This is a genomic window from Hydrogenophaga pseudoflava (assembly GCF_031020795.1).
Lineage (GTDB): Bacteria > Pseudomonadota > Gammaproteobacteria > Burkholderiales > Burkholderiaceae_C > Hydrogenophaga > Hydrogenophaga pseudoflava_A.
The window spans coordinates 100,206-118,948 of sequence record NZ_JAVHJP010000006.1 but is presented as its reverse complement, the minus strand read 5'-3'; the positions used below and the strand labels follow the sequence as shown (position 1 = coordinate 118,948).

At 66.5% G+C, this 18,743-nt stretch carries 11 protein-coding genes; 6 read left to right on the top strand and 5 right to left on the bottom strand.

Annotated elements, in window-relative coordinates; translation table 11 throughout:
- Nucleotides 1–3: 3 nt before the first annotated feature.
- The 6 genes from galE (at nt 4) to RCO38_RS18840 (ending at nt 8,110) form a co-directional block, all read left to right on the top strand.
- The gene (gene galE, locus RCO38_RS18865) at nt 4–1,008 is read left to right on the top strand and encodes a UDP-glucose 4-epimerase GalE (RefSeq protein ID WP_308330223.1); all 1,005 of its coding nucleotides are present in this window, start codon (nt 4–6) and stop codon (nt 1,006–1,008) included.
- Nucleotides 1,009–1,078: 70 nt separating this feature from the next.
- Nucleotides 1,079–2,722 carry a PKD domain-containing protein gene (locus tag RCO38_RS18860; protein WP_308329971.1) on the top strand — a complete coding sequence of 548 codons (1,644 nt, stop codon included), beginning with the start codon at nt 1,079–1,081 and terminating at the stop codon, nt 2,720–2,722.
- Between the two features lie 184 nt (nt 2,723–2,906).
- Complete coding sequence (locus tag RCO38_RS18855; RefSeq protein ID WP_308329970.1) at nt 2,907–3,803, top strand: glycosyltransferase family 2 protein; 897 nt, start codon at nt 2,907–2,909, stop codon at nt 3,801–3,803.
- Nucleotides 3,803–5,761, top strand: coding sequence for an asparagine synthase (glutamine-hydrolyzing) (asnB, locus tag RCO38_RS18850; RefSeq protein ID WP_308329969.1), 1,959 nt, complete (start codon nt 3,803–3,805; stop codon nt 5,759–5,761). The genes RCO38_RS18855 and asnB overlap by 1 nt, the downstream gene beginning before the upstream one ends.
- Nucleotides 5,758–6,972 (top strand): glycosyltransferase family 4 protein, encoded by a 1,215-nt coding sequence (locus tag RCO38_RS18845; protein WP_308329968.1) that lies wholly within the window; start codon nt 5,758–5,760, stop codon nt 6,970–6,972. Before asnB ends, RCO38_RS18845 begins: the two co-directional genes overlap by 4 nt.
- A gap of 22 nt (nt 6,973–6,994) precedes the next feature.
- Entirely contained in the window at nt 6,995–8,110 is a 1,116-nt protein-coding gene (locus tag RCO38_RS18840; protein ID WP_308329967.1) for a polysaccharide deacetylase family protein, read from the top strand.
- Nucleotides 8,111–8,132: 22 nt separating this feature from the next.
- On the opposite strand, the gene RCO38_RS18835 is transcribed toward RCO38_RS18840, so the two are convergent.
- The 5 genes from RCO38_RS18835 to RCO38_RS18815 all read right to left on the bottom strand — a co-directional run bounded on the left by RCO38_RS18835 (nt 8,133) and on the right by RCO38_RS18815 (nt 18,729).
- Nucleotides 8,133–9,029 (bottom strand): hypothetical protein, encoded by an 897-nt coding sequence (locus RCO38_RS18835; protein WP_308329966.1) that lies wholly within the window; start codon nt 9,027–9,029, stop codon nt 8,133–8,135.
- A complete protein-coding gene (locus RCO38_RS18830; protein ID WP_308329965.1) occupies nt 9,019–10,473 on the bottom strand; it encodes an undecaprenyl-phosphate glucose phosphotransferase in 1,455 nt (484 codons plus the stop codon). Before RCO38_RS18830 ends, RCO38_RS18835 begins: the two co-directional genes overlap by 11 nt.
- A gap of 93 nt (nt 10,474–10,566) precedes the next feature.
- Nucleotides 10,567–11,511, bottom strand: a complete 945-nt coding sequence (locus tag RCO38_RS18825; RefSeq protein ID WP_308329964.1) for a hypothetical protein — start codon at nt 11,509–11,511, stop codon at nt 10,567–10,569.
- On the bottom strand, nt 11,508–17,519 hold the full coding sequence (locus tag RCO38_RS18820; protein ID WP_308329963.1) for a non-ribosomal peptide synthetase: 6,012 nt from the start codon (nt 17,517–17,519) through the stop codon (nt 11,508–11,510). The genes RCO38_RS18825 and RCO38_RS18820 overlap by 4 nt, the downstream gene beginning before the upstream one ends.
- Entirely contained in the window at nt 17,506–18,729 is a 1,224-nt protein-coding gene (locus tag RCO38_RS18815) for a glycosyltransferase (RefSeq protein ID WP_308329962.1), read from the bottom strand. Before RCO38_RS18815 ends, RCO38_RS18820 begins: the two co-directional genes overlap by 14 nt.
- Nucleotides 18,730–18,743 lie beyond the last annotated feature (14 nt).

The following is an 18,743-nucleotide window of genomic DNA, read 5'->3' as shown; positions in this document are numbered from 1 at the left end:
GCCATGAATGTGTTGTTGACCGGTGGGTGCGGATACATTGGCAGCCATGTGGCTGTGGTCCTGATGGCAGCGGGCCATCATGTGGCCATTGTGGACAACCTGTCCAACAGTCACCAGGGCGTGGTGGACCGGATTTCCGAAATTGCGGGCAGATCGCCTGCATTCCATCGGGGAGACGTGGCCGACGTGAAGCTGGTTCGGGATGTCATTCGAGAGCATTCCGTTGATTCGGTCATTCATCTCGCGGGCTTCAAATCCGTGGGCGAATCGGTCCAGTGGCCGCTGAAGTACTACCAGAACAACGTCTGTGGGGCCCTCGGGCTGCTGGAGGCGATGGAGGCCGAGTCGGTTGCCCATCTCGTGTTCAGCAGCAGCGCCACCATTTACGGAGACCCCCGGTACCTTCCCGTGGACGAATCGCATCCGCAGCATGTGATCAATGCGTACGGCCGCAGCAAGCTGCACATCGAAGACATGTTGAGGGACGTCTGTGTCTCGCGTCCATCCCTGGGTGCCGTCTGCCTTCGCTACTTCAATCCGGTTGGTGCCCATTCAAGCGGCCTGATCGGGGACCGCCCGCGAGGGATTCCGAACAATCTGATGCCCTATGTGGTTCAGGTCGCATCAGGCGAACTGGAGCGACTGAAGGTGTTTGGGGACGACTATCCGACTCCGGATGGCACAGGGGTGCGTGACTACATCCACGTCATGGATCTGGCCGAAGGCCATGTGGCGGCTCTCGATTACCTGTCGTCCAACAGCGGCTGGCATGCATTCAATCTGGGAACCGGAAGAGGGTACAGCGTCCTGGAAATGATTCGTGCCTTCGAGGCCCAGTCCGGCCGCTCCATTCCATTTGAGATCACAGGCCGGCGGCAAGGCGATGTGGCCTGTTCCTATGCCGACATCCGCTCCGCAGCGCAAGGATTGAATTGGCGGGCCACGCGGTCGCTGGAAGACATGTGCGCCAGTGCCTGGGGATTTCAAAGCAGGCTTGCGGGCGGATAAGCTGGCTCCTTGGGTCTCCATGTCCTGAACCGATCGATTTGCCTGCATCGTCAGGAAGAAGGAGGACCATATGCCGCTATCCACCAGCCCATGTCTGGTTCTGTCGGTCTTTGTGCTGGTCAGTGTGCCGGCCTTGACCGCCTGTGGTCCTGCGCGGTCGGAGCCGTCGTCGACGGCCGCGGCTTCGCTGATGCCGGTGGTCTACAGACCGAACAGTCAGCAGAGCGATGCGCCGGACAGTGTTCCGGTAAATTGCATGAACTCGTCCTCGCGTGCCCGGGGGCACCGCGAGCAGCAGGGCTGCCGGATGTCTGCGGCCGCTGCACCGGCTTCCGCGACCGGTCAGCCATCCCGCACGATCGAGGCGAGTCTGGAGGCAACGCGTCTGAGCGGTCCGGCGCCGTTGGCTGTGCTGTTTGACGCCACGGGAACGACCTCCGGTCTTGCCAACCAGCATCCGTTTCACCAGGTGCGTTATACGTTCAGCTTTGATGATGAGAGGGGCCAGGTCTGGCCTGTCTCGGGCCTGCCGAAGAATGTGCAGAGCGGTGGGCCTTTGGCCGCGCACGTGTTTGACCAGCCAGGCACTTACCAGGTGCGTGTCCGTGCCACCGATCAGGCAGGGGGGTATTCGGAAAGCGTGGTCAGCGTGGAGGTGCTGGATCCGAATGTGGTGTATGCGGGGATGGCGACCATCTGTGTGTCTACCGCGGGTAACTTCTCCGACTGTCCTGCCGGGGCCTCGCGCGTGGCGATGGTTCCGGGCTCGTCTGCGTTCAATGGCCGTCGGGTGTTGCTGCGCAGAGGCGAGACGTTTGGCTCCATCGAGATCGGACACGGGAGCCAGAACGTGCAGGTGGGGGCGTTCGGAAGCGGGGAGAAGCCGCGTGTGAACCGCGTGCTGGTGGGGGGCATACGGCCTTCTTCATCGGCGTTTCCCCGCGACGTCACCGTGATGGATCTCAACATCCTTCAGAGCCTTGAGCAGTTCGTGACCATGTCGCGTCTGCTGGTCTATCGCAACACTTTCGATGTGCCCACGGGTGATCTCACCACGGCCCAGATCAATCTGGCCAGCGCGCTGGCGTACGTCGTTCAGAACCACAAATTGGCCGCCAGCCAGTACCACCAGCCACGGGAACTGTTCGTTGTGGAAAACCAGTTGCGTGGCAGTACCGCCAACCCGCATCTGAACATGGCGGGGGAAGGCAGTCGCTTCGTCATCATGGGCAACGACATGGGCACCGCACAGCAGCACACGGTGCGTCTGTGGGGCATGCACAAAGGCTTCATCGCACACAACGCGCTGCGTGGCCGGTCCTCTGACGGCATCCGCCATGCACTGAAGATCCACTCCGGCGGTCTGGGTGAGTACAACGACAACTACGCCACCTCCGGCAGCACCTGGGCATCGAGGCAGATCGTCATTGCCAACAACCGCCTGGGAGACGCCGCCGACAACAACTCGTTCACCGGTGGCGCCAGCCCCGAGAACAACGGCCCTGACAGCCGGCAGGGTCTGGAGGACGTGGTGCTGGAGAACAACGTGTTCCACCGCGGCCCGAACACCAACACCGAGTTCATCCTGATGGGTCGTCGCATGTCGTCGCGGGGGAACACCCGGGCCGACGGCGGTGTGCCCAACATCAGCCAGTTCGGCAATTCTTACAAGTTGCTGCCGCCCGAATGGGTGGGCCCGTTCTTCACCCGGTAGCTGTTGGGCCTTGCAGGTTGACCGGCCGGCGGCTGCAAACGGGCGTCTCATCCCCGGCGGTTCGTCTGACGAGTGTGCGCGCTGGAACAGGTACAAATTGTTGCGTGTACCATCCGTTCCAGAGCCCAGCTGAATACTGCCGACTCAGTTGCGGGACCCCCTCCCAGACGTACCCAAGCGACATATGACACAGCGCTATGTTTTGATCTCGCCGTGCCGCAACGAGGCGCAGTACATGCGCCAGACGCTGGACACGGTGGTCGGCCAGTCGGTGCGGCCCGCAAAGTGGGTCATCGTGGACGATGGGTCTACCGATGCCACCCCGCAGATACTGGCCGAGTACGCTGCCCGCCACGACTGGATCCAGATCGTCACCCGCCAGGACCGCGGTCATCGCGCCGTGGGGCCGGGCGTCGTGGATGCTTTCTATTCCGGCTACGCGGCGATCCATCCGCAGGACTACGAGTTTGTTTGCAAACTCGATCTGGACCTGCGGTTGCCGCCCCGGTATTTCGAGATATTGATGAAGCGCATGTCGGACGACCCGCGGATCGCCACCTGCAGTGGCAAGGCGTATCTGGAAGAGGGCGGAGAGCTGATCGCCGAGCGCCATGGCGATGAAACGTCGCTGGGCATGACCAAGTTCTACCGGGTCAGCTGTTTCGAGGCGATCGGCGGGTTTGTGCGCGAAGTGATGTGGGATGGCATTGATTGCCACCAGTGCCGCATGAAGGGCTGGGTGGCCTGCAGCTGGGACGACCCCGAGCTGCGGTTCGTGCACCTGCGGCCCATGGGCTCCAGCCAGGACAGCATCTACACCGGTCGCATGCGCCACGGCTACGGCCAGTACTTCATGGGGACCGGCTTCCTGTTCATGGCCGCGAGTGCGCTGTCGCGCGTCAATCAGAAGCCCTATGTGCTGGGCAGCGCCGCCATGTTGTGGGGCTGGCTGAAGGCGGCCTTGCAGCGCAAGCCCCGCTACGACAACCCGGAATTTCGGCGCTTCCTGCGCGCCTACCAGCTGCGCGCGCTGGTGGTGGGCAAAGCCCGCGCCGTGCGCGATCTGACGGGGCGTGCCTGATGTGCGGCCTGGCTGGAATCGTTGGTCGTGTTGGAGAGGCCAACCGCCTCGCGCTGCAACGCATGACGGATGCCATGGCGCATCGGGGACCGGACGGCGACGGCATCTGGATGGGGCCGGCGGACGCCCGCGGCCGGGGTGTCATGCTGGGGCATCGGCGGCTGTCGATCCTCGACCTCACCTCCGCAGCCTCCCAGCCGATGACCGACCCGGAGCGTGGCGACGTCACCGTGCTCAACGGCGAGATCTACAACTACATCGACATCCGCCGGGCATTGGGCAGCCAGGGCCAGACCCTCTGGTCGAGCGGTGACACGGCGGCCATGCTCCGGCTTATCAGCATGCACGGATTCGACGCAGTGCAGGAGCTTCGCGGCATGTTTGCGCTGGCCGTGTGGGACCCGCGCCGCAGCGAGCTGCTGCTGGCGCGCGACGCGCTGGGCATCAAGCCGCTGTACTTCATGCGCAATCCCGATGCGTCGGGCGACTGGACCTTTGCGTTCGCATCCGAGGTGCGTGCACTGCTGCGCTCCGGTCTGCTGCGCCAGCCCCGACTGCGCCGCTCTGCCGTGGCCAGCATGGTCTGGAACGGGTTCACGGTGGCGCCGGAAACCATCGTCGAGGGCATCGAGTCGCTCTGGCCGGGCGAAATGAGGGTCTATGCGCAGGACGGTCGCGAATTGCGGCGCAAGCGCTACTGGACCCAGGCGGCGCTTCCCCCCAGCGGCTCTTCGACCGACCAGGACGTGGCGATGGCGCTTGAAGACAGTGTGCGCCGCCACCTGGCGTCCGATGTGCCGCTCGGCGTTTTTCTGTCGGGCGGGGTCGACTCATCCGCCATCGCCAACGTGGCCAAGCGCGTGTCCCGCGATCCGGTCCACTCCTTCACGCTCGCCTTTGCCGAACAGGAACGCAACGAGGGGGATATCGCGCGCGCGGTCTCCAAGGCCATCGGGACGCAGCACCACGAGATCGTTCTGCGGCAGGAGGGCTTTCTCGGCCGGCTGGACGAGGCCATGGGCAGCCTGGACCAACCCAGCTTTGACGGTCTGAATTCGTTCTTCATGTCGCAGGCGGTTGCGCAGGCCGGCTTCAAGGTGGCGCTGGTGGGCAGCGGCGGCGACGAGCTTTTCGGCGGCTATACCTCGTTTCGCGACCTGCCAGCTATGGCGGCATGGTCGCGTCGCCTGGGTTTTGTCCCGGATGGACTGCGCCAGGTCGGGGCACGGGCCATCGCGCGCTGGAAGGCGCCGGAAGGTGGTGCGTTCCGGCCGCAGACCCGCTGGGCCAAGCTGCCTGCCATGGTGTCGGCCAGGGACGACCAGCTGGCGCTGTACCAGTGTGCCTATGCGCTGTTTCTGCCCGAGACCCACCGGAGCCTGCTGGGTACGGCGGCGCAAGGCCTGGCGGCGGACTACATGGGGCTGACGCCCGAGGTGGTCGCCGCGCTGCGCGCCGAGGTCGCGGGCCGCAGCGATCTGTCGTCCATTGCGGTGCTGGAACAGCGGCTGTTCCTGGGCGAGCGGCTGCTGCGCGATGCCGACTCCACCAGCATGGCCGCCTCCATCGAGACCCGCCTGCCGCTGGTCGATCAGCAGTTGCTGGAAGCGGTGGCGGCCTTGCCGGACGACATCCGGTTCCACCCCGTGCGCTCCAAGTCGATGCTGCGCAGCGCGGGGCTTCAGGGGCTGGACCCGACCTTGTTCGACCGGCCCAAGTCGGGCTTCGAGCTGCCCTACGACCATTGGCTGCTCGGCGCGCTGGGCTCGGAGGTGGGCGCGGTGCTCACGGACCGGGACCTGATGGCCAGCGTGGGCCTGTCGCCGAGCGTCGTGGCCGAGCTCTGGCAGGCGTATCAGGCGGGCGCCCCGGGCCTCTACTGGACCCGCATCTGGTGCCTGTATGCGCTGGCCGTGTGGGCCCGTCGACATGGCCTTTCCGTGGAGTCTGTGCCATGAGGGTGGCCTACCTCATCAGCGAATACCCCAAAGTCAGCCACAGCTTCATTCGCAGGGAAATCGCAGCGCTGGAGCGGTTGGGCGTCGAGGTGCTGCGTTATGCGATTCGCGGGCCCTCCGACGGAAGTCCCGACTCGGCCGATGTCGAGGAACGCCATCGCACGCGGTATGTGCTGGGTGCGGGCGCCATGGCCACACTCGCCCATGTGGTGCGCGCCATGGTCCAACATCCGAGCGCCTTTTTCGGCGCGGCGCGGTCTGCATGGAGGCTGTCCCGCCGCGCCGAGCGAAGCCTGCTGCACCACGTGGCCTATCTGGTCGAAGCCTGCATCGTCGCCAACTGGATGGAGGAGGAGAAGGTGGCGCACCTGCATGCGCATTTCGGCTCGAATCCGGCCGCAGTGGCGATGCTGGCGGCGCAGATCCATGGAGGCACCTACAGCTTCACCGCGCACGGCACGGTGGAAACGGACGCGGCCCAGTTCATCGGCATTCCGGAGAAGGTCCGCCGCGCCGCGCGCGTGGTGGCGGTCAGCGAGTACATGCGCAGCCAGATGTGCCGCTGGGTGGAGCCTGTTCACTGGGAGAAGGTGTCGGTGGTGCACTGCGGGCTGGATGAGAGCTACCGCGTGCCTCCTGGTCGGCCGTTCAATGAGGTGCGGCGCTTCGTCTGCGTTGGGCGGCTGAGTTCGGAGAAAGGTCAGTTCGTCCTGATCGACGCGCTCGGCGAGTTGCGCCGCCAGGGGGTGGACGCCGAGCTGGTGCTGGCGGGTGACGGCGAGTTGCGGCCAGCCATCGAACGCCACTGCGAGCAGCGCGGCGTCGCGGACCGTGTCCGCATCACGGGCTGGATTTCCGGCGCCGACGTTCGCAAGGAGATCGAGGCCTCGCGCGCGCTGGTGCTCAGCAGCTTTGCGGAAGGCTTGCCGGTGGTGCTGATGGAGGCCATGGCCTGTTCCAGGCCCGTGATCGCCACGCGCGTCGCCGGTGTGCCCGAACTGGTGCGCGACGGGCAGGACGGTTGGGTCGTGGCGCCGGGCAACGCCATGGAGCTGGCGCAGGCCATGCGCCGGTGCCTCGAAGCAGACGCGCCGCAGCTTCAGGCCATGGGCGAACGGGCGCGGGCCCGGGCGCTGGAACGGCACGATGTGGACCGGTCGGCGCAACAACTCCGGCAGACCTTTGCACCACTCTCTGGAGCGCCGGCATGATCACACACAACCAGGAAGTGGCATGGGTGGGCTGACGGGCCTCAAGGCTCTGGTTCGGGATGTCTGCGGTGAGGTCCTGTCACTGGCCCGGTTGACTGCGCCCGAGAACCGGCTGAGGCAACGGCTCTCGATCGTCACCTTCCATCGCGTGCTGACGGAGTCGCAGCGGCGGCTCTATCCTTTGCCGGGACTGGCGGTCACGCCGGAGGAGCTGGACGATCACCTGCGGTTCCTGACCCGTCATTTCCGGTGCATGTCGCTCCACACCGCTCTGGATCTCTGGGCGGGCGGCCATGTCCCCGGTCGACCGCTGCTGGCAATCACCTTCGACGATGGCCAGCTCGACAACTACGAGAATGCGCTGCCTGTCCTCGAAAAGAACAGCGTCACCGCGAGCTTCTATGTCCCCAGCCAGGTGCTGGAGGACGCCACGCCGCTGTGGCACGACGCCATGGCGGGCTCGGTCGCCTGGCTGGTTTCCCAGTTCGTGCACGAGACTGCGGGCCTGCGGACATCGGGGCGCCAAGGCGCGCTCGGCTTGCTGGCCGAGCTGCAGCCGGGTGTGGATCTTGGCCGCGTGACACCCCATGCCGCCGTGGAAGCTGCGCTCGAGCAGACGAAACGGTGGAACCCCGCCCAGCGCGAGGACTGGATGCGGCGTGCCAGAAGCCTGTTGCCGCCACCGGAGCGGCACCGCTGGGACGGGTTCATGAGCATCGGACAGATGAAGGACCTGGTGGCACGCGGTCACGAGATCGGCAGCCACTCCCACTCCCACGCGCTGCTGCCGCAGTGCTCGGACGATGAACTGCGGGTCGAGATTGCCGGTTCGCGGCAGAAACTCGAGGCGGCGCTCGGCACGCCGGTCACCACCTTCTGTTATCCGAACGGATCTGCGGATGCGCGGTGCGTGGCGCAGGCGCGCATTGCAGGCTACCGGGCGGCCGTCACCACCCGCTGGGGCAGCAATCTGCCTGGGGACGAGCCTTACCTGCTGCAGCGCTTCAACATGAACGCGCAACATGCCCAGGACCGGCTCGGGCGCTTCTCGGAAGCGCGCCTGGCCTGGCGGATGAGCGGTCTGCACCCGGGGCTGGACCGCGTGAGGCAGGACCCCTGCGGTGGCGTGACGGCGTGAATGCGCGCCGGGCAGGCGATGCTCAGGCTGTTCGGGGCGAAAAGCCCATCACGGCCGGATGATCCAGCCGGTGCAGCAGCGACTGCATGGACGCGATGCTCTGAAAGCGGCCCACGAACTTGCCGAACAGGGACCGCTTGAGCAGGGGAAAGCCGGCGTCGATCATCTGTTCGGGGCAGTTCAGGCACAGGTCCTGATGCCGCGAGCCGTCGGTGTACCAGTACGCGCCCACGCTCACGTGGGGGCTGGCCACCCGGGCCAGCAGGGTCTCCTGCAGCAGGATGACCGATTCGGAGGAGTTGTAGGCCCACTCGCAGGAGACCACTGGTGCAATCACCCGCAGCAGCTCCGCGTCGACCTGCCGGGCGATAAGGGCAAAGGACTGGAGGTGGTTCTCCTCCAGTGCGTTGGCGCTCAGGCCTGCGACCCGCCAGGGCGACTGTTCGACGAAGGGAGTCAGCGGAGAAAAGGGGCCGAGCGTGGAGTCGTTGAACATCAGCACGTCGGAGCCGGGGGCCCGCTGCGCCAGCTCGCTCAGACAGATGGCATAGGCCGAGAAGTCGAAGCCATCGGTCCCTTTCCAGTACAGCGCATCGCAGTACCGCTCCAACTCCTCGAGCACCGGGTGTCCAAGAGGGCACGCACACACGATCATCACCGAGGCCTTCTCGGCCGCGAGACGCCGGAGCGTGAACCGGTGCTGGGTCGAGAGCTGACCCTGGGGTGCGTACAGGAAGTACATGAGCCAGCGGCCGGATTCGCTCACCGGGCGCAGCGCCGTCCAGGCGGGGGGGGCTTGGCGGGTCCGGCGGGCCCGCCAGCGCGCGACCACGATGCGCGGCCGTGGCTGGCTGGGTTCGTAGTTCCAGAAGGTCTGGGCGCCTTCCACCGGCCTTGCAATGTCAGTATCAGTACGCATTCTTGCCCGTCAGAGCGCCCAGGGTGCGCAGCAGGATGGAGATGTCGAGCCACAGGGACCAGTTGTTGATGTACTCGATGTCCGCCTCGATGCGTTCCTGCATGCGTTCGATCTCGCTGGTCTCGCCCCGGAGACCCCGCACCTGGGCCAGTCCGGTGATGCCGGGCTTGATGTTGTGCCGGGCGAAATAGGCGTTGATGCCCTTGGAGTACAGCTCATCGTGCTGGACCGCGTGCGGTCTGGGCCCCACGAGAGACATCTCGCCCCTCAGCACGTTGAAGATCTGGGGCAACTCGTCCAGGCTGGTTCTGCGGAGGAAGGCGCCCACCCGCGTGACCCGGGGGTCGTTGCGGGTGGCCTGCCGGATCACGCCGGCCTCGGGTTGGTGCACGTACATGCTGCGGAACTTCCAGATGTGGAACACACGTCCACTCCAGCCCTTGCGGGCCTGCCGGAAGAACACCGGCCCCCGGCTGTCCAGCTTGATGGCTGCGGCGATGATCAGCAGCACTGGCGAAATCAGCACCAGGATGAGCAGGCCGAGCACACGGTCTTCCAGGGCCTTGAACAGGAGGCGGGTGCCCGTCAGCGGGGTTTCCGACAAGGTCAGCACGGGCAGCCCTGCGATTTCTCGGACGCTGTGGTTGACCAGCAGCAGCGAGAAGATGTCCGGCACCCAGTGCACCGCCACATGGCGGTCCAGCAGCTGGAAATACAGGTCTTCGATCAGGTCGGACTCGCCCAGAGGAATGGCGAAGTACACCGTACGCACGTCATGGCTCTCGATGATGGACTGCATCTGGTCCAACGGTCCGATGACCTTGAGTTCCTTCAGGGATGCGAAATCAGAGCTCTCGTACAGCGTGGCGCCTGCCCTGGCGGGGCTGTTCTGTGCCGCAGAGGGCAGCTCCAGACAGCCCACCACCTTCTGGTTGAGCCACGGATTGCCCGAGATCTTGTTTTGCAGGTAGCTGGCGAGTTTGCCCGTTCCGACGATCAGCACGTTTTCGGCGGGCACGGCGTGCACCATGACCCGGATCTGGATCTCGCGGCTGAGGTACTGCAGCAACACCTGCAGCAGGTAACCGCCCAGGAACAGCTGACCCAACAGCAGGCGGGAAAACACCTCGGTCTGCTTGGTCACAAAACCGACCACCAGGAGGAAACCGAATGCCAGCGACCAGGCCTTGAAGAGAGTCAGCGCCTTGCGCGTGAAGCTGCTGTTGCTGCGGTAGACACCAAACCGGTTGTAGGCGAACACCATGCCCATGCCCAGGATGAGCAGCATCACCGTATACGGAGGGGTGAGGGCGCCAATCTGCTTCTGGATCAGCAGCAGGGACAGCGCCATCACGGCCACCAGGTCCACCACGGCCTGCACCGCCGTGGAAATGCTCCCTCGGCGTTTGAGAATGGATCGGTGAGATCGCTTGGTGAATGCCATGGCACAAATGTATCGGTTTCAACAGCGTTCAATGCCGGGCGTGGCGTGCGCAGGCCGTCCACCACGGGCGGCTGCGTCACAACCGCACCGGCTTCAGCCGGGGCGCTGTGCCACGCCGGTCTTGGGGTAGGTGGTCACCACCGACCAGATCACTTCGCTCATCAGCTTGGCCAGCTCCGGCGAGATGGTGGGCAACTGTGTCCCGTCGACCAGCCGGATGGACTGGGGCTCCGCCGGAGGGGGGCGGTGATAGAGAACCGCGTAGTGGGTGAGGGCGACCAGGTAGTTCCCGAGCGCACTCAGATGGATCATGTCGCGTTCACCCTTGTCACTGAGGTAGAACAGGTCCTCGCGTGATCGCAGACGGTCGACGCCGCCGCGGGCTTCCACCTCCCTCACCAGACGGGCCATCACCTGGCCGGCAGGGATGACATACACCGGCCCGCCGGTGTCGCCGTGCGCCAGTCCCCTCGCCAGCAGAACACCCTCCCAGTAGCGCCCCAGGTCTTCGTCGAGCCGCTCGAGCCAGCCCTTGGGGTCGTCCAGCTCGTGCCACAACTCGTAGAGATAGACCCGGGTCTTGGGGTTGGCCGTTCTTGCCGCCCGCGTCCACTGGCGGATGTACTCGGGACTGTTGTGGTGCTTGATCGCATCCTTGATCTCCACCGACTCCGTCAGGACCACCACATCGAACTGGCCGCTGTTGACCGCCTGGTGCGCATCCTGAAAGCGGGGGTGGGCGTTCTCGACATCGAAGCCGTTGACTGGCACGTCCGGCTCCCAGTGCGACCTGAGCGAGGCGCCCCAGCCCAGCTGCGAGCGGTGGTCGTGGCCTTTTCCGGCCAGTTGCTCCAGCATCATGGGGATGTCCTTGTTGACCAGGCTGTGGCCGATGTGAAAGACGCGCAGCGGCTTGTCCGGCGGTGGCAGCGGCTGGACGTACAGCGCCGAGAGCTCGGCCGGATCGAGCGACTTGTGCCATCCGCAGGCGGTGAGCGCAAGGGCCAGCAGGTACTTCAACGAGTGTTTCAGCATCATGATGTGGTGGAGGCACTGGTTGGATGGGGCGCCGCAGTATGACCGGTGAGGACCGGTAAAGTGCCGGAGCCGCGGGCCCTGGCGATGTGCTGGCGCATGACCGAGGCCAGCACGTCCACGTGGGGCGGCTCCAGGATGTCCATGTGTTTGCCCGGAACGCGTTCGACGGCCAGCCCGGGCACCAGCGCACGCCAGCCATAGGCCGGCGCAGTGGACGGGTCGTCTCCTGCCTGCAGGAACACCGCGGGCAGATCGCAGGGTACGGCTTCATGGGCCCTGATCGCCTGTGCATAGGTGTGGATGCGCCGGCTGCCGGGTTCGTGGCGGTGTTCGGCCTGGTGCCGGTACACGCGGTAGATGTGCAGGAGGTGCCCAAGGCCCTGGCGGCGGAGCAGGCGCAGGCGTCGGGCCACGCCCGCCATGAGATGCCGGAAGCCCTGCCCGGGCAGCTTGGAGTCGAGCAGCGCGATCAGGCCGATCGTTTCACCCTCCGCCTGCAGCTGCCGCGCCACCTCGAACGCAAGCAGGCCGCCGATGGAAAAGCCTCCGAGGAAATAGGGGCCGTGCGGCTGGATGCCGCGGATCAGCGCCTCGTACTCCCGGGCCAGCGTCTCCACGGTCACCACCGGCGGTGGCAGGTCCGCCGGTTGTTCGAGCAGGTCGATCTCGGTCTGGGAGAAGACGCCGTACACGGGCATCTCTGCGTCCAGTTGCTGCGCCAGGCGCCGGTACATCTCGGCGCCCGCCAGCAAAAACAGGCCAGGGCCACGGCCCTGGGGCTGCAGCACGGCCACCGGAACGTCCTTGTGGTCGTCCGGCTGGGCCTGCGAGAGTGCATCGGCCAGGTCCGCCACCGTGGGGTGCTTGAACAGCAGGGCCAGGGCCACGGGCCTTTGCAGGGCCGACTCGATGCGGCTGACCACCCCCACGGCCAGGATCGAATGGCCGCCCAGATCGAAGAAGTTGTCGTGCACGCCGATCATCTCGCTCTGCAGAGCGGCCTGCCAGATCGACAGGATGACCGTCTCGGTGGGGCTGCGCGGCGGGGTCGGTGGCGTGCGCCCATGCGACGGATCGGCCGAAGGGGCCGGCAGTGCACGGCGATTGGTCTTGCCATTGGGGAGCACGGGGATGTGGTCCAGCGCCATGAAAAGGCCCGGCACCATGTGGTCGGGCAGCCAGCGGCGCAGGTGTTCGCGAAGCTCCTCGCGGGGAGGCATAGGCCCCCTGGGAACCACATAGGCGACCAGCCTGGGCTGGCCGGGCGCGTCCTCGCGCAGCACCACCACCGCACGCGCGACGGCGCTGTGGCCGAGCAGTCGGGCCTCGATCTCTCCGAGCTCCACCCGGAACCCGCGCAGCTTGATCTGGTCGTCGAGCCGGCCGCCATGCTCCAGCGAACCGTCGCAGCGCCAGCGCCCGCGGTCTCCCGTGCGGTAGATGCGGCTGGCGAGCGGGTCCCGGGCTTCCGGTTGTTCGATGAACCGCTCGGCGGTCAGTGCCGCCTGGCGGTGATAGCCGATCGCCACACCCGTGCCGCCGATGCAGATTTCCCCGGGCACCCCGATCGGGCACGGTTGCAGGTGCGGGTCCAGCACCTGGATCACGGTGTTGAGCACCGGGCGCCCCAGATCGATGGCCTGGATGGCGTCCGGCGACACCCGCCAGCAGCTGGACCAGACCGTGGTTTCGGTGGGGCCGTACATGTTCCAGACCTCGCCGCACCGGGCGAGCAGCCGCGAGGCCAGGTCGGGCGTCAGGGGCTCCCCGCCGACCAGTGCCTTGAGCCGTGGATTCCCGGCCCAGCCGGCTTCGAGCAACAGGTGCCAGCGCGACGGCGTGGCCTGCAGTACGGTGATGTCCTCTCGCACCATCAGCTCTGCCAGCGCCCGGCCATCGGTGGCGTCGGCCTGGCTGGCCACCACGACGGTGCCACCCGTGCCCAGGGGCAGGAACAGTTCCAGAACGGCGATGTCGAAGCTGGGGGTGGTCACCGCCAGCAGCCGGTCGTGCGCGGCGCAGCCGGGCGCTCGCGCCATGCTCTCCAGCAGGTTCACCACGGCCCGGTGCGGCACGGCGACCCCTTTGGGCCGCCCTGTGGAGCCGGAGGTGTAGATCAGGTACGCCGGGTCTTCCGGGCGCGCATCGCGCAGGGGATCGTCTTGCAGCCGGTGTGCGGTCGCGTCGATCTGCCCGAGATCCCCATCCACCAGCAGGCGGGGGGTCTGGTCCTCCTCCAGTACCACCGAACTGTGGCTCACCAGCAGCGCCAGTTCGGCGTCCTGCATCTGGTCAACCAGCCGTTGCCGGGGATAGTCGGGGTCCAGCGGCACGTAGGCCGCGCCGGCTTTCAGGATGGCCAGCAGCACGACCACCAGATCGTGGCTGCGGGGCAGGCAGACGCCCACGCGGCTCCCCCGCGCGACGCCCCGCTGGCGCAGCAGCCTCGCCAGCCGGTTGGAGGCTTCGTCCAGTTCCTGATGGGTCAGCCGCACATCCCCAGACACGAGCGCCGTCCGCTGAGACGCCTGCCGGGATCCGCTGGCCACCCACTCCGTGACCGTGCGTGCGCTCAGCGCCTCGACAGGGCCGTGCGACCACCGGTGCAGGCGGTCTCGCTCGGCCTCGCCCAGCAGCGGGATCGTGGCCACGCGGACGCCTGGTGCCTGGACGGCGGTGCGCAGGATCTGCAGCAGATGCTCGCCCATGCGCTGCACGGTGTCGGGCAGGAACAGGTCGGTGGCGTACTCGATGACGAAGGCCCGGTCGTACAGCACGTCGACCACGAAGCTGAGGTCGAACTGGGTCGACGCCCGGTCGAAGTCCAGCCGAGACCAGTCGAGGCCTTCGAAATGGCAGTCCCGGGCCCGGGTGTTCACCATGTTGAAGAGCACATTGAACAGCGGCTGCCGGCTGCTGTCCGGCCGGGCCGCCAGTTCGCGCACCAGCACCTCGAAGGGCATGTCCTGGTGTGCAAAGGCTTCCAGGGAGACTTCTCGCACGCGCGACAGCACCGTCCGGAAGTCCGGGTCGCCGTCCAGATCGGTCCGGAACACCAGGGTGTTGACGAAGGTGCCGATGAGGTTCTCGGAGGCCAGGTGGTGCCGGTTGGCAATCGGCACGCCGATGCCGATGTCGGTCTTGCCGGTGTGCCGGAGCAGCAGGACATTGAGCGCCGCGATCAGCACCATGGACAGGCTGGCGCCGTGTGCCGCGCCGAGCGCGCGCAGGCCGGCGATGTGCTCACCCTCCAGAGGGAAGCGCAGCGCCGCGCCACGGAAGCTCTGCTCCAGCGGGCGCGGCAGGTCGTTGTTCAATGGCAGCGGCTCCAGACCGTTCAGCCTTCGCGACCAGTACGCGAGTTCGCTGCTTCGCCGCTCGGTTTCAAACCAGTCCCGGTGCCAGCGCGCGTAGTCTGCGTACTGGACCTGGAGTTCTGGCAGTGAAGCTTCTGTTCCGGACACCAGGGCGCTGTAATGCACGCCCAGTTCTTGCCCCAGCTCCGCAAACGACCACTGGTCGCTGATGATGTGGTGCATCACGATCAGCAGCACGGCGTCCTGCCCGGCCATGTGGACGAGCTGCACCCGGAAAAGAGGACACTGATCCAGGACAAAGGGCTGGCACGTGACTTCGGCCAGATGCTGGCGCAGCCGTTGTTCCGGGGGCTCGCGACCATCGCTATTCAGTTGCACCTGCTGGATGGTCGCCACGGGAGGCACCACCACTTCACCGGACACGCCGTCGGCTGTCTTGACAAAGCGTGTGCGCAGGATTTCATGGCGCTCGACCACACGCGCCAGGGCGCCCTGCAGGGCTGGGACGTTCAGCGGACCCATCAGGCGCATGGCCAGCGGAATGTTGTACGCACTGCCGTGCGGTGCCAGCTCGTGCATGAACCACATGCGTTCCTGTGAGAACGAGAGGCCAACCGGGCTGCCGGGGCCGCGCGCCGCGGGCGGTGGAGCCGCCACTTCCACCGATGAAGGGACCGGGGCGCCATTCGGCGAAGCCGGCGTCTGACGCAGCCTGTCGGCGAGTCCCCGCACCGTGGGGGCTTCGAACACGGCGCTGATGGGCAGGTCCAGACCCAGTCTGGCGCGCAGGCGCGAGACCAGCTGGGTGGCCAGCAGCGAATCGCCCCCCAGGTCGAAGAAGCTCGCGTCGTGGTCGATCACCTCGCGCCCGAGGACGTCGGACCAGAGCAGGGCAAGGGTGTCCAGCAGCGCGTCGTCGGGCGCTTGTCCTGGCGACAGCGCTGCGGATGACGGCGGGTGCGCCGACATCCGCAGCGGCTCCAGCCGCCCTTGCAGATAGAGGCGCCGGGCCGCGCTGCGCTGGGGCTTGCCGCTTGAAGTCCGGGGCAGGGTACCGGTGCGCAAGGGCACGATGTCGTGCACATCGACCTGGTGCTCGGTGGACACCCGTTGGTGGACGGCGTCGACCAGCTGCCGGACCACGTCGGGCGAAGGGCGCCGGCTGCACTCCACCAGCACCACAACCGTCTCTTTGACTCCCTTGTCGACCGATACCGCGATGACGCCACCGACCCGGATGTGGAGGTGCGCCGCCTCGGCGGTCTGCTCCAGGTCTTGCGGGTACAGGTTGCGACCGTTCGCGATGATCAGGTCCTTGCGACGGCCTGCGACAAACAGCTCGCCACCGTGAATGAACCCCAGGTCGCCGGTCCGCAGGTAACGTGCGGTGTCGGCGGCCCCGGGGGCGAGGGTGCCGCCGAAGTGCTCGGTCGAGGCATCGGCCTGCCCCCGGTAGCCCCGGGCCACGCTCGGTCCGGCCACCCAGATCTCGCCGACGCGGTCGGAAGCACAGGGTCGCCCGGTGTCAGGATCGACGATGCGCAACTGGAACCCCGGCAGCACCGGACCGCAGCCCACCAGCGTGCGTGTGGCGGCCGCTTCCCGGGCCGCTGCCCGCACCTCGTTGCGTTCCAGGGCCTGTGCATCCAGCGTGAGCTGGAGCAGCGGGGTGGGCGCACTCTTCACGGTGACCGCCAGGACCGCTTCCGCCAGCCCATAGGACGGCGCGAACGCCGTCCGGTTGAACCCGAACCGCGCGAACGCATTGGCGAACGCGTCGAGTGTGGTGGCCCGGACCGGCTCCGCCCCGCAACTGGCGTACCGCCATCCATCCAGCCGTGCGGTCCAGTGGGGTGCTCGCGCCAGGGCCTGCACGCAGGCCGCGTAGGCGAAGTTGGGGGCGCCGCTGTGGGTGACGCCATGCCGGGCAATGGCTTCCAGCCACTTCAAGGGGTGCAGCAGGAACTGCGCGGTGGACATCAGGAACGAGGTGCCGGCCGAGTACAGCGGCTGGAGCACGCCGTGCACCAGGCCGTAGTCGTGGAACCAGGGCAGCCACACCAGCCCCGTCTTCCCGTGCGTGTCGACGCCACTCATCAATGCCTGGCACTGCGCCAGCACGTTGTGGTGGGTGATCTCGACACCCCGCGGAGCGCTGGTGGACCCGGAGGTGTACTGCAGGTACGCCACGGCGTCCTGATCGCGGGAACAGGATGCCGAAGTGGGCGCATCAGGCCCCTGCGCCTCGTTCAGAAGGGCATTGAGCGTGCGCCATGGACGGCCCGGGGCCTGGGCGCGACCGGACTCGATATGGCCGTCATCGGTCATGGCCAGTGCCACGTCCGCGTCGTCGCAAATTCCCACCAGACGCGATCCACCGACCCGTGCATTTCCCTTGTCCGGCGCGGGCGCCGGCACCGGAATCACTCCTGCCACGATGCAGCCCCAGAACAGTTTCACGGCGTCCAGGCTGTTGTCGAATGCGAGCAGGACCCGGTCACCGGGGACTGCATGTGCCCGGAGCTGCCGGGCAATGGCTTCGGCCGACCAGGCCAGCGAGGCGTAGCTCAGCGTCTGGCCGGCTTCGAGGTCGGTGCCGAGGAACACATAGGCCGTGCGATCTCCGAGCTCTGCGGCACGCGCGTGCAGCAATTCGCAGAGATCTGTACAACCGACATCAGAGGTGGGCACGGATCACCTCACTGCGGTGCCTGAAAACAGCGACATCGTTGAACGGGTGGCCGTCCAGCGCGGCCCGACCGATCAGATCCGCCAGCCGCTGCCGGTCCTGCGCCAGGCCGGCCAGACTCGACACCAACGCGCCGATGTCGTCCTTGGGGGTCAACAACCCTCCGCCATGGGCCGCGATCAGGTCCTTCGGGAACGGGCTGTCGTAGCCGACCAGCGGTGTTCCAGAAACGAGAGCCTCGATCAGATTCCGCGGCGACTCCGGGGTCTTGTGGCAGAACACGAAGACCTGGGCCTCACGCAGAACCTTCAAGATCGCTGCGCGGTCCCTGATGAAGCCAGGCAGCGCCACCTGTTCCGTCAGGCCCAGGCGTTCCACCTGCGCCTTCATGGCCGGCAGCCGCTCTCCATCGCCCCACCATGTGGCCCGGAAATCGACGCCAGCCTCCTTCAGTGACGCCATCACCTGCATCCAGTCGTCGGCACCTTTCATCACGTCGGCCCGACCGAGGTAGCAGATGTTCAGCGGGCCCGCCATGGCGCCCTGCACCTTGTCCCGGAGCTCGTCAGGCGGAATGCGATCTTCTTCCCGCAGGTGGATGTCGTGCACGATCTCGGCCTGGGCCGCATAAGGTGCATAGGTCGCGTAGGTTTCGGCACCGTGGAACAAGCCCAGGGCCGCACGCCGGATGATGGCCCGCTCCAGCAGAGCCATCGGTCGGTGATAGAGCGATGCTTTCAACCGTGCCCTGCGGGTGCGGGCTGCGCGGGCTTCGTGCCGCACCACTTCGGACTCCACCCGGTCGGTCCAGACGGCAAAACGACGTCCCTTGCGGTGCGCCTCCAGGGCCGCCACCGAACCCCAGTCGCCAAACAGCCCGCCAATGGAGAACGACAGGTAGTCCGCTTCGTCGATCAGCTGCGCGATCTGCCGGCGCACCGAAGGGAGAAAACGGAAGAAGCGGTCGGGCCGGTAAGCGGAGGGCAGCGCGACAAGGTGCACGCGCTCCAGGTCAATGGCCGACGATCGCACCGGAATCCAGCTGGGCGGCGCGGCGCCCGGTTCCAGCGGATGCATCACCGTCACCTGCTCGAAGTTCTCTGCCCACAGGCGCAGACCATTGCAGGCCTGGTCTTCCAGAAGGTAGCCATCCTGGCCGGAATACAGCGGAACGGGTGCGTACAACAGCAGGCGGCCGCCGGGGTGTTTCATCTCACTGCTTTCGA

Coding starts and splice junctions, on each gene's coding strand:
- galE (WP_308330223.1), top strand. CDS start 4: ATGAATGTGTTGTTGACCGGTGGGTGCGGATACATTGGCAGCCATGTG.
- RCO38_RS18860 (WP_308329971.1), top strand. CDS start 1,079: ATGCCGCTATCCACCAGCCCATGTCTGGTTCTGTCGGTCTTTGTGCTG.
- RCO38_RS18855 (WP_308329970.1), top strand. CDS start 2,907: ATGACACAGCGCTATGTTTTGATCTCGCCGTGCCGCAACGAGGCGCAG.
- asnB (WP_308329969.1), top strand. CDS start 3,803: ATGTGCGGCCTGGCTGGAATCGTTGGTCGTGTTGGAGAGGCCAACCGC.
- RCO38_RS18845 (WP_308329968.1), top strand. CDS start 5,758: ATGAGGGTGGCCTACCTCATCAGCGAATACCCCAAAGTCAGCCACAGC.
- RCO38_RS18840 (WP_308329967.1), top strand. CDS start 6,995: ATGGGTGGGCTGACGGGCCTCAAGGCTCTGGTTCGGGATGTCTGCGGT.
- RCO38_RS18835 (WP_308329966.1), bottom strand. CDS start 9,029: ATGCGTACTGATACTGACATTGCAAGGCCGGTGGAAGGCGCCCAGACC.
- RCO38_RS18830 (WP_308329965.1), bottom strand. CDS start 10,473: ATGGCATTCACCAAGCGATCTCACCGATCCATTCTCAAACGCCGAGGG.
- RCO38_RS18825 (WP_308329964.1), bottom strand. CDS start 11,511: ATGATGCTGAAACACTCGTTGAAGTACCTGCTGGCCCTTGCGCTCACC.
- RCO38_RS18815 (WP_308329962.1), bottom strand. CDS start 18,729: ATGAAACACCCCGGCGGCCGCCTGCTGTTGTACGCACCCGTTCCGCTG.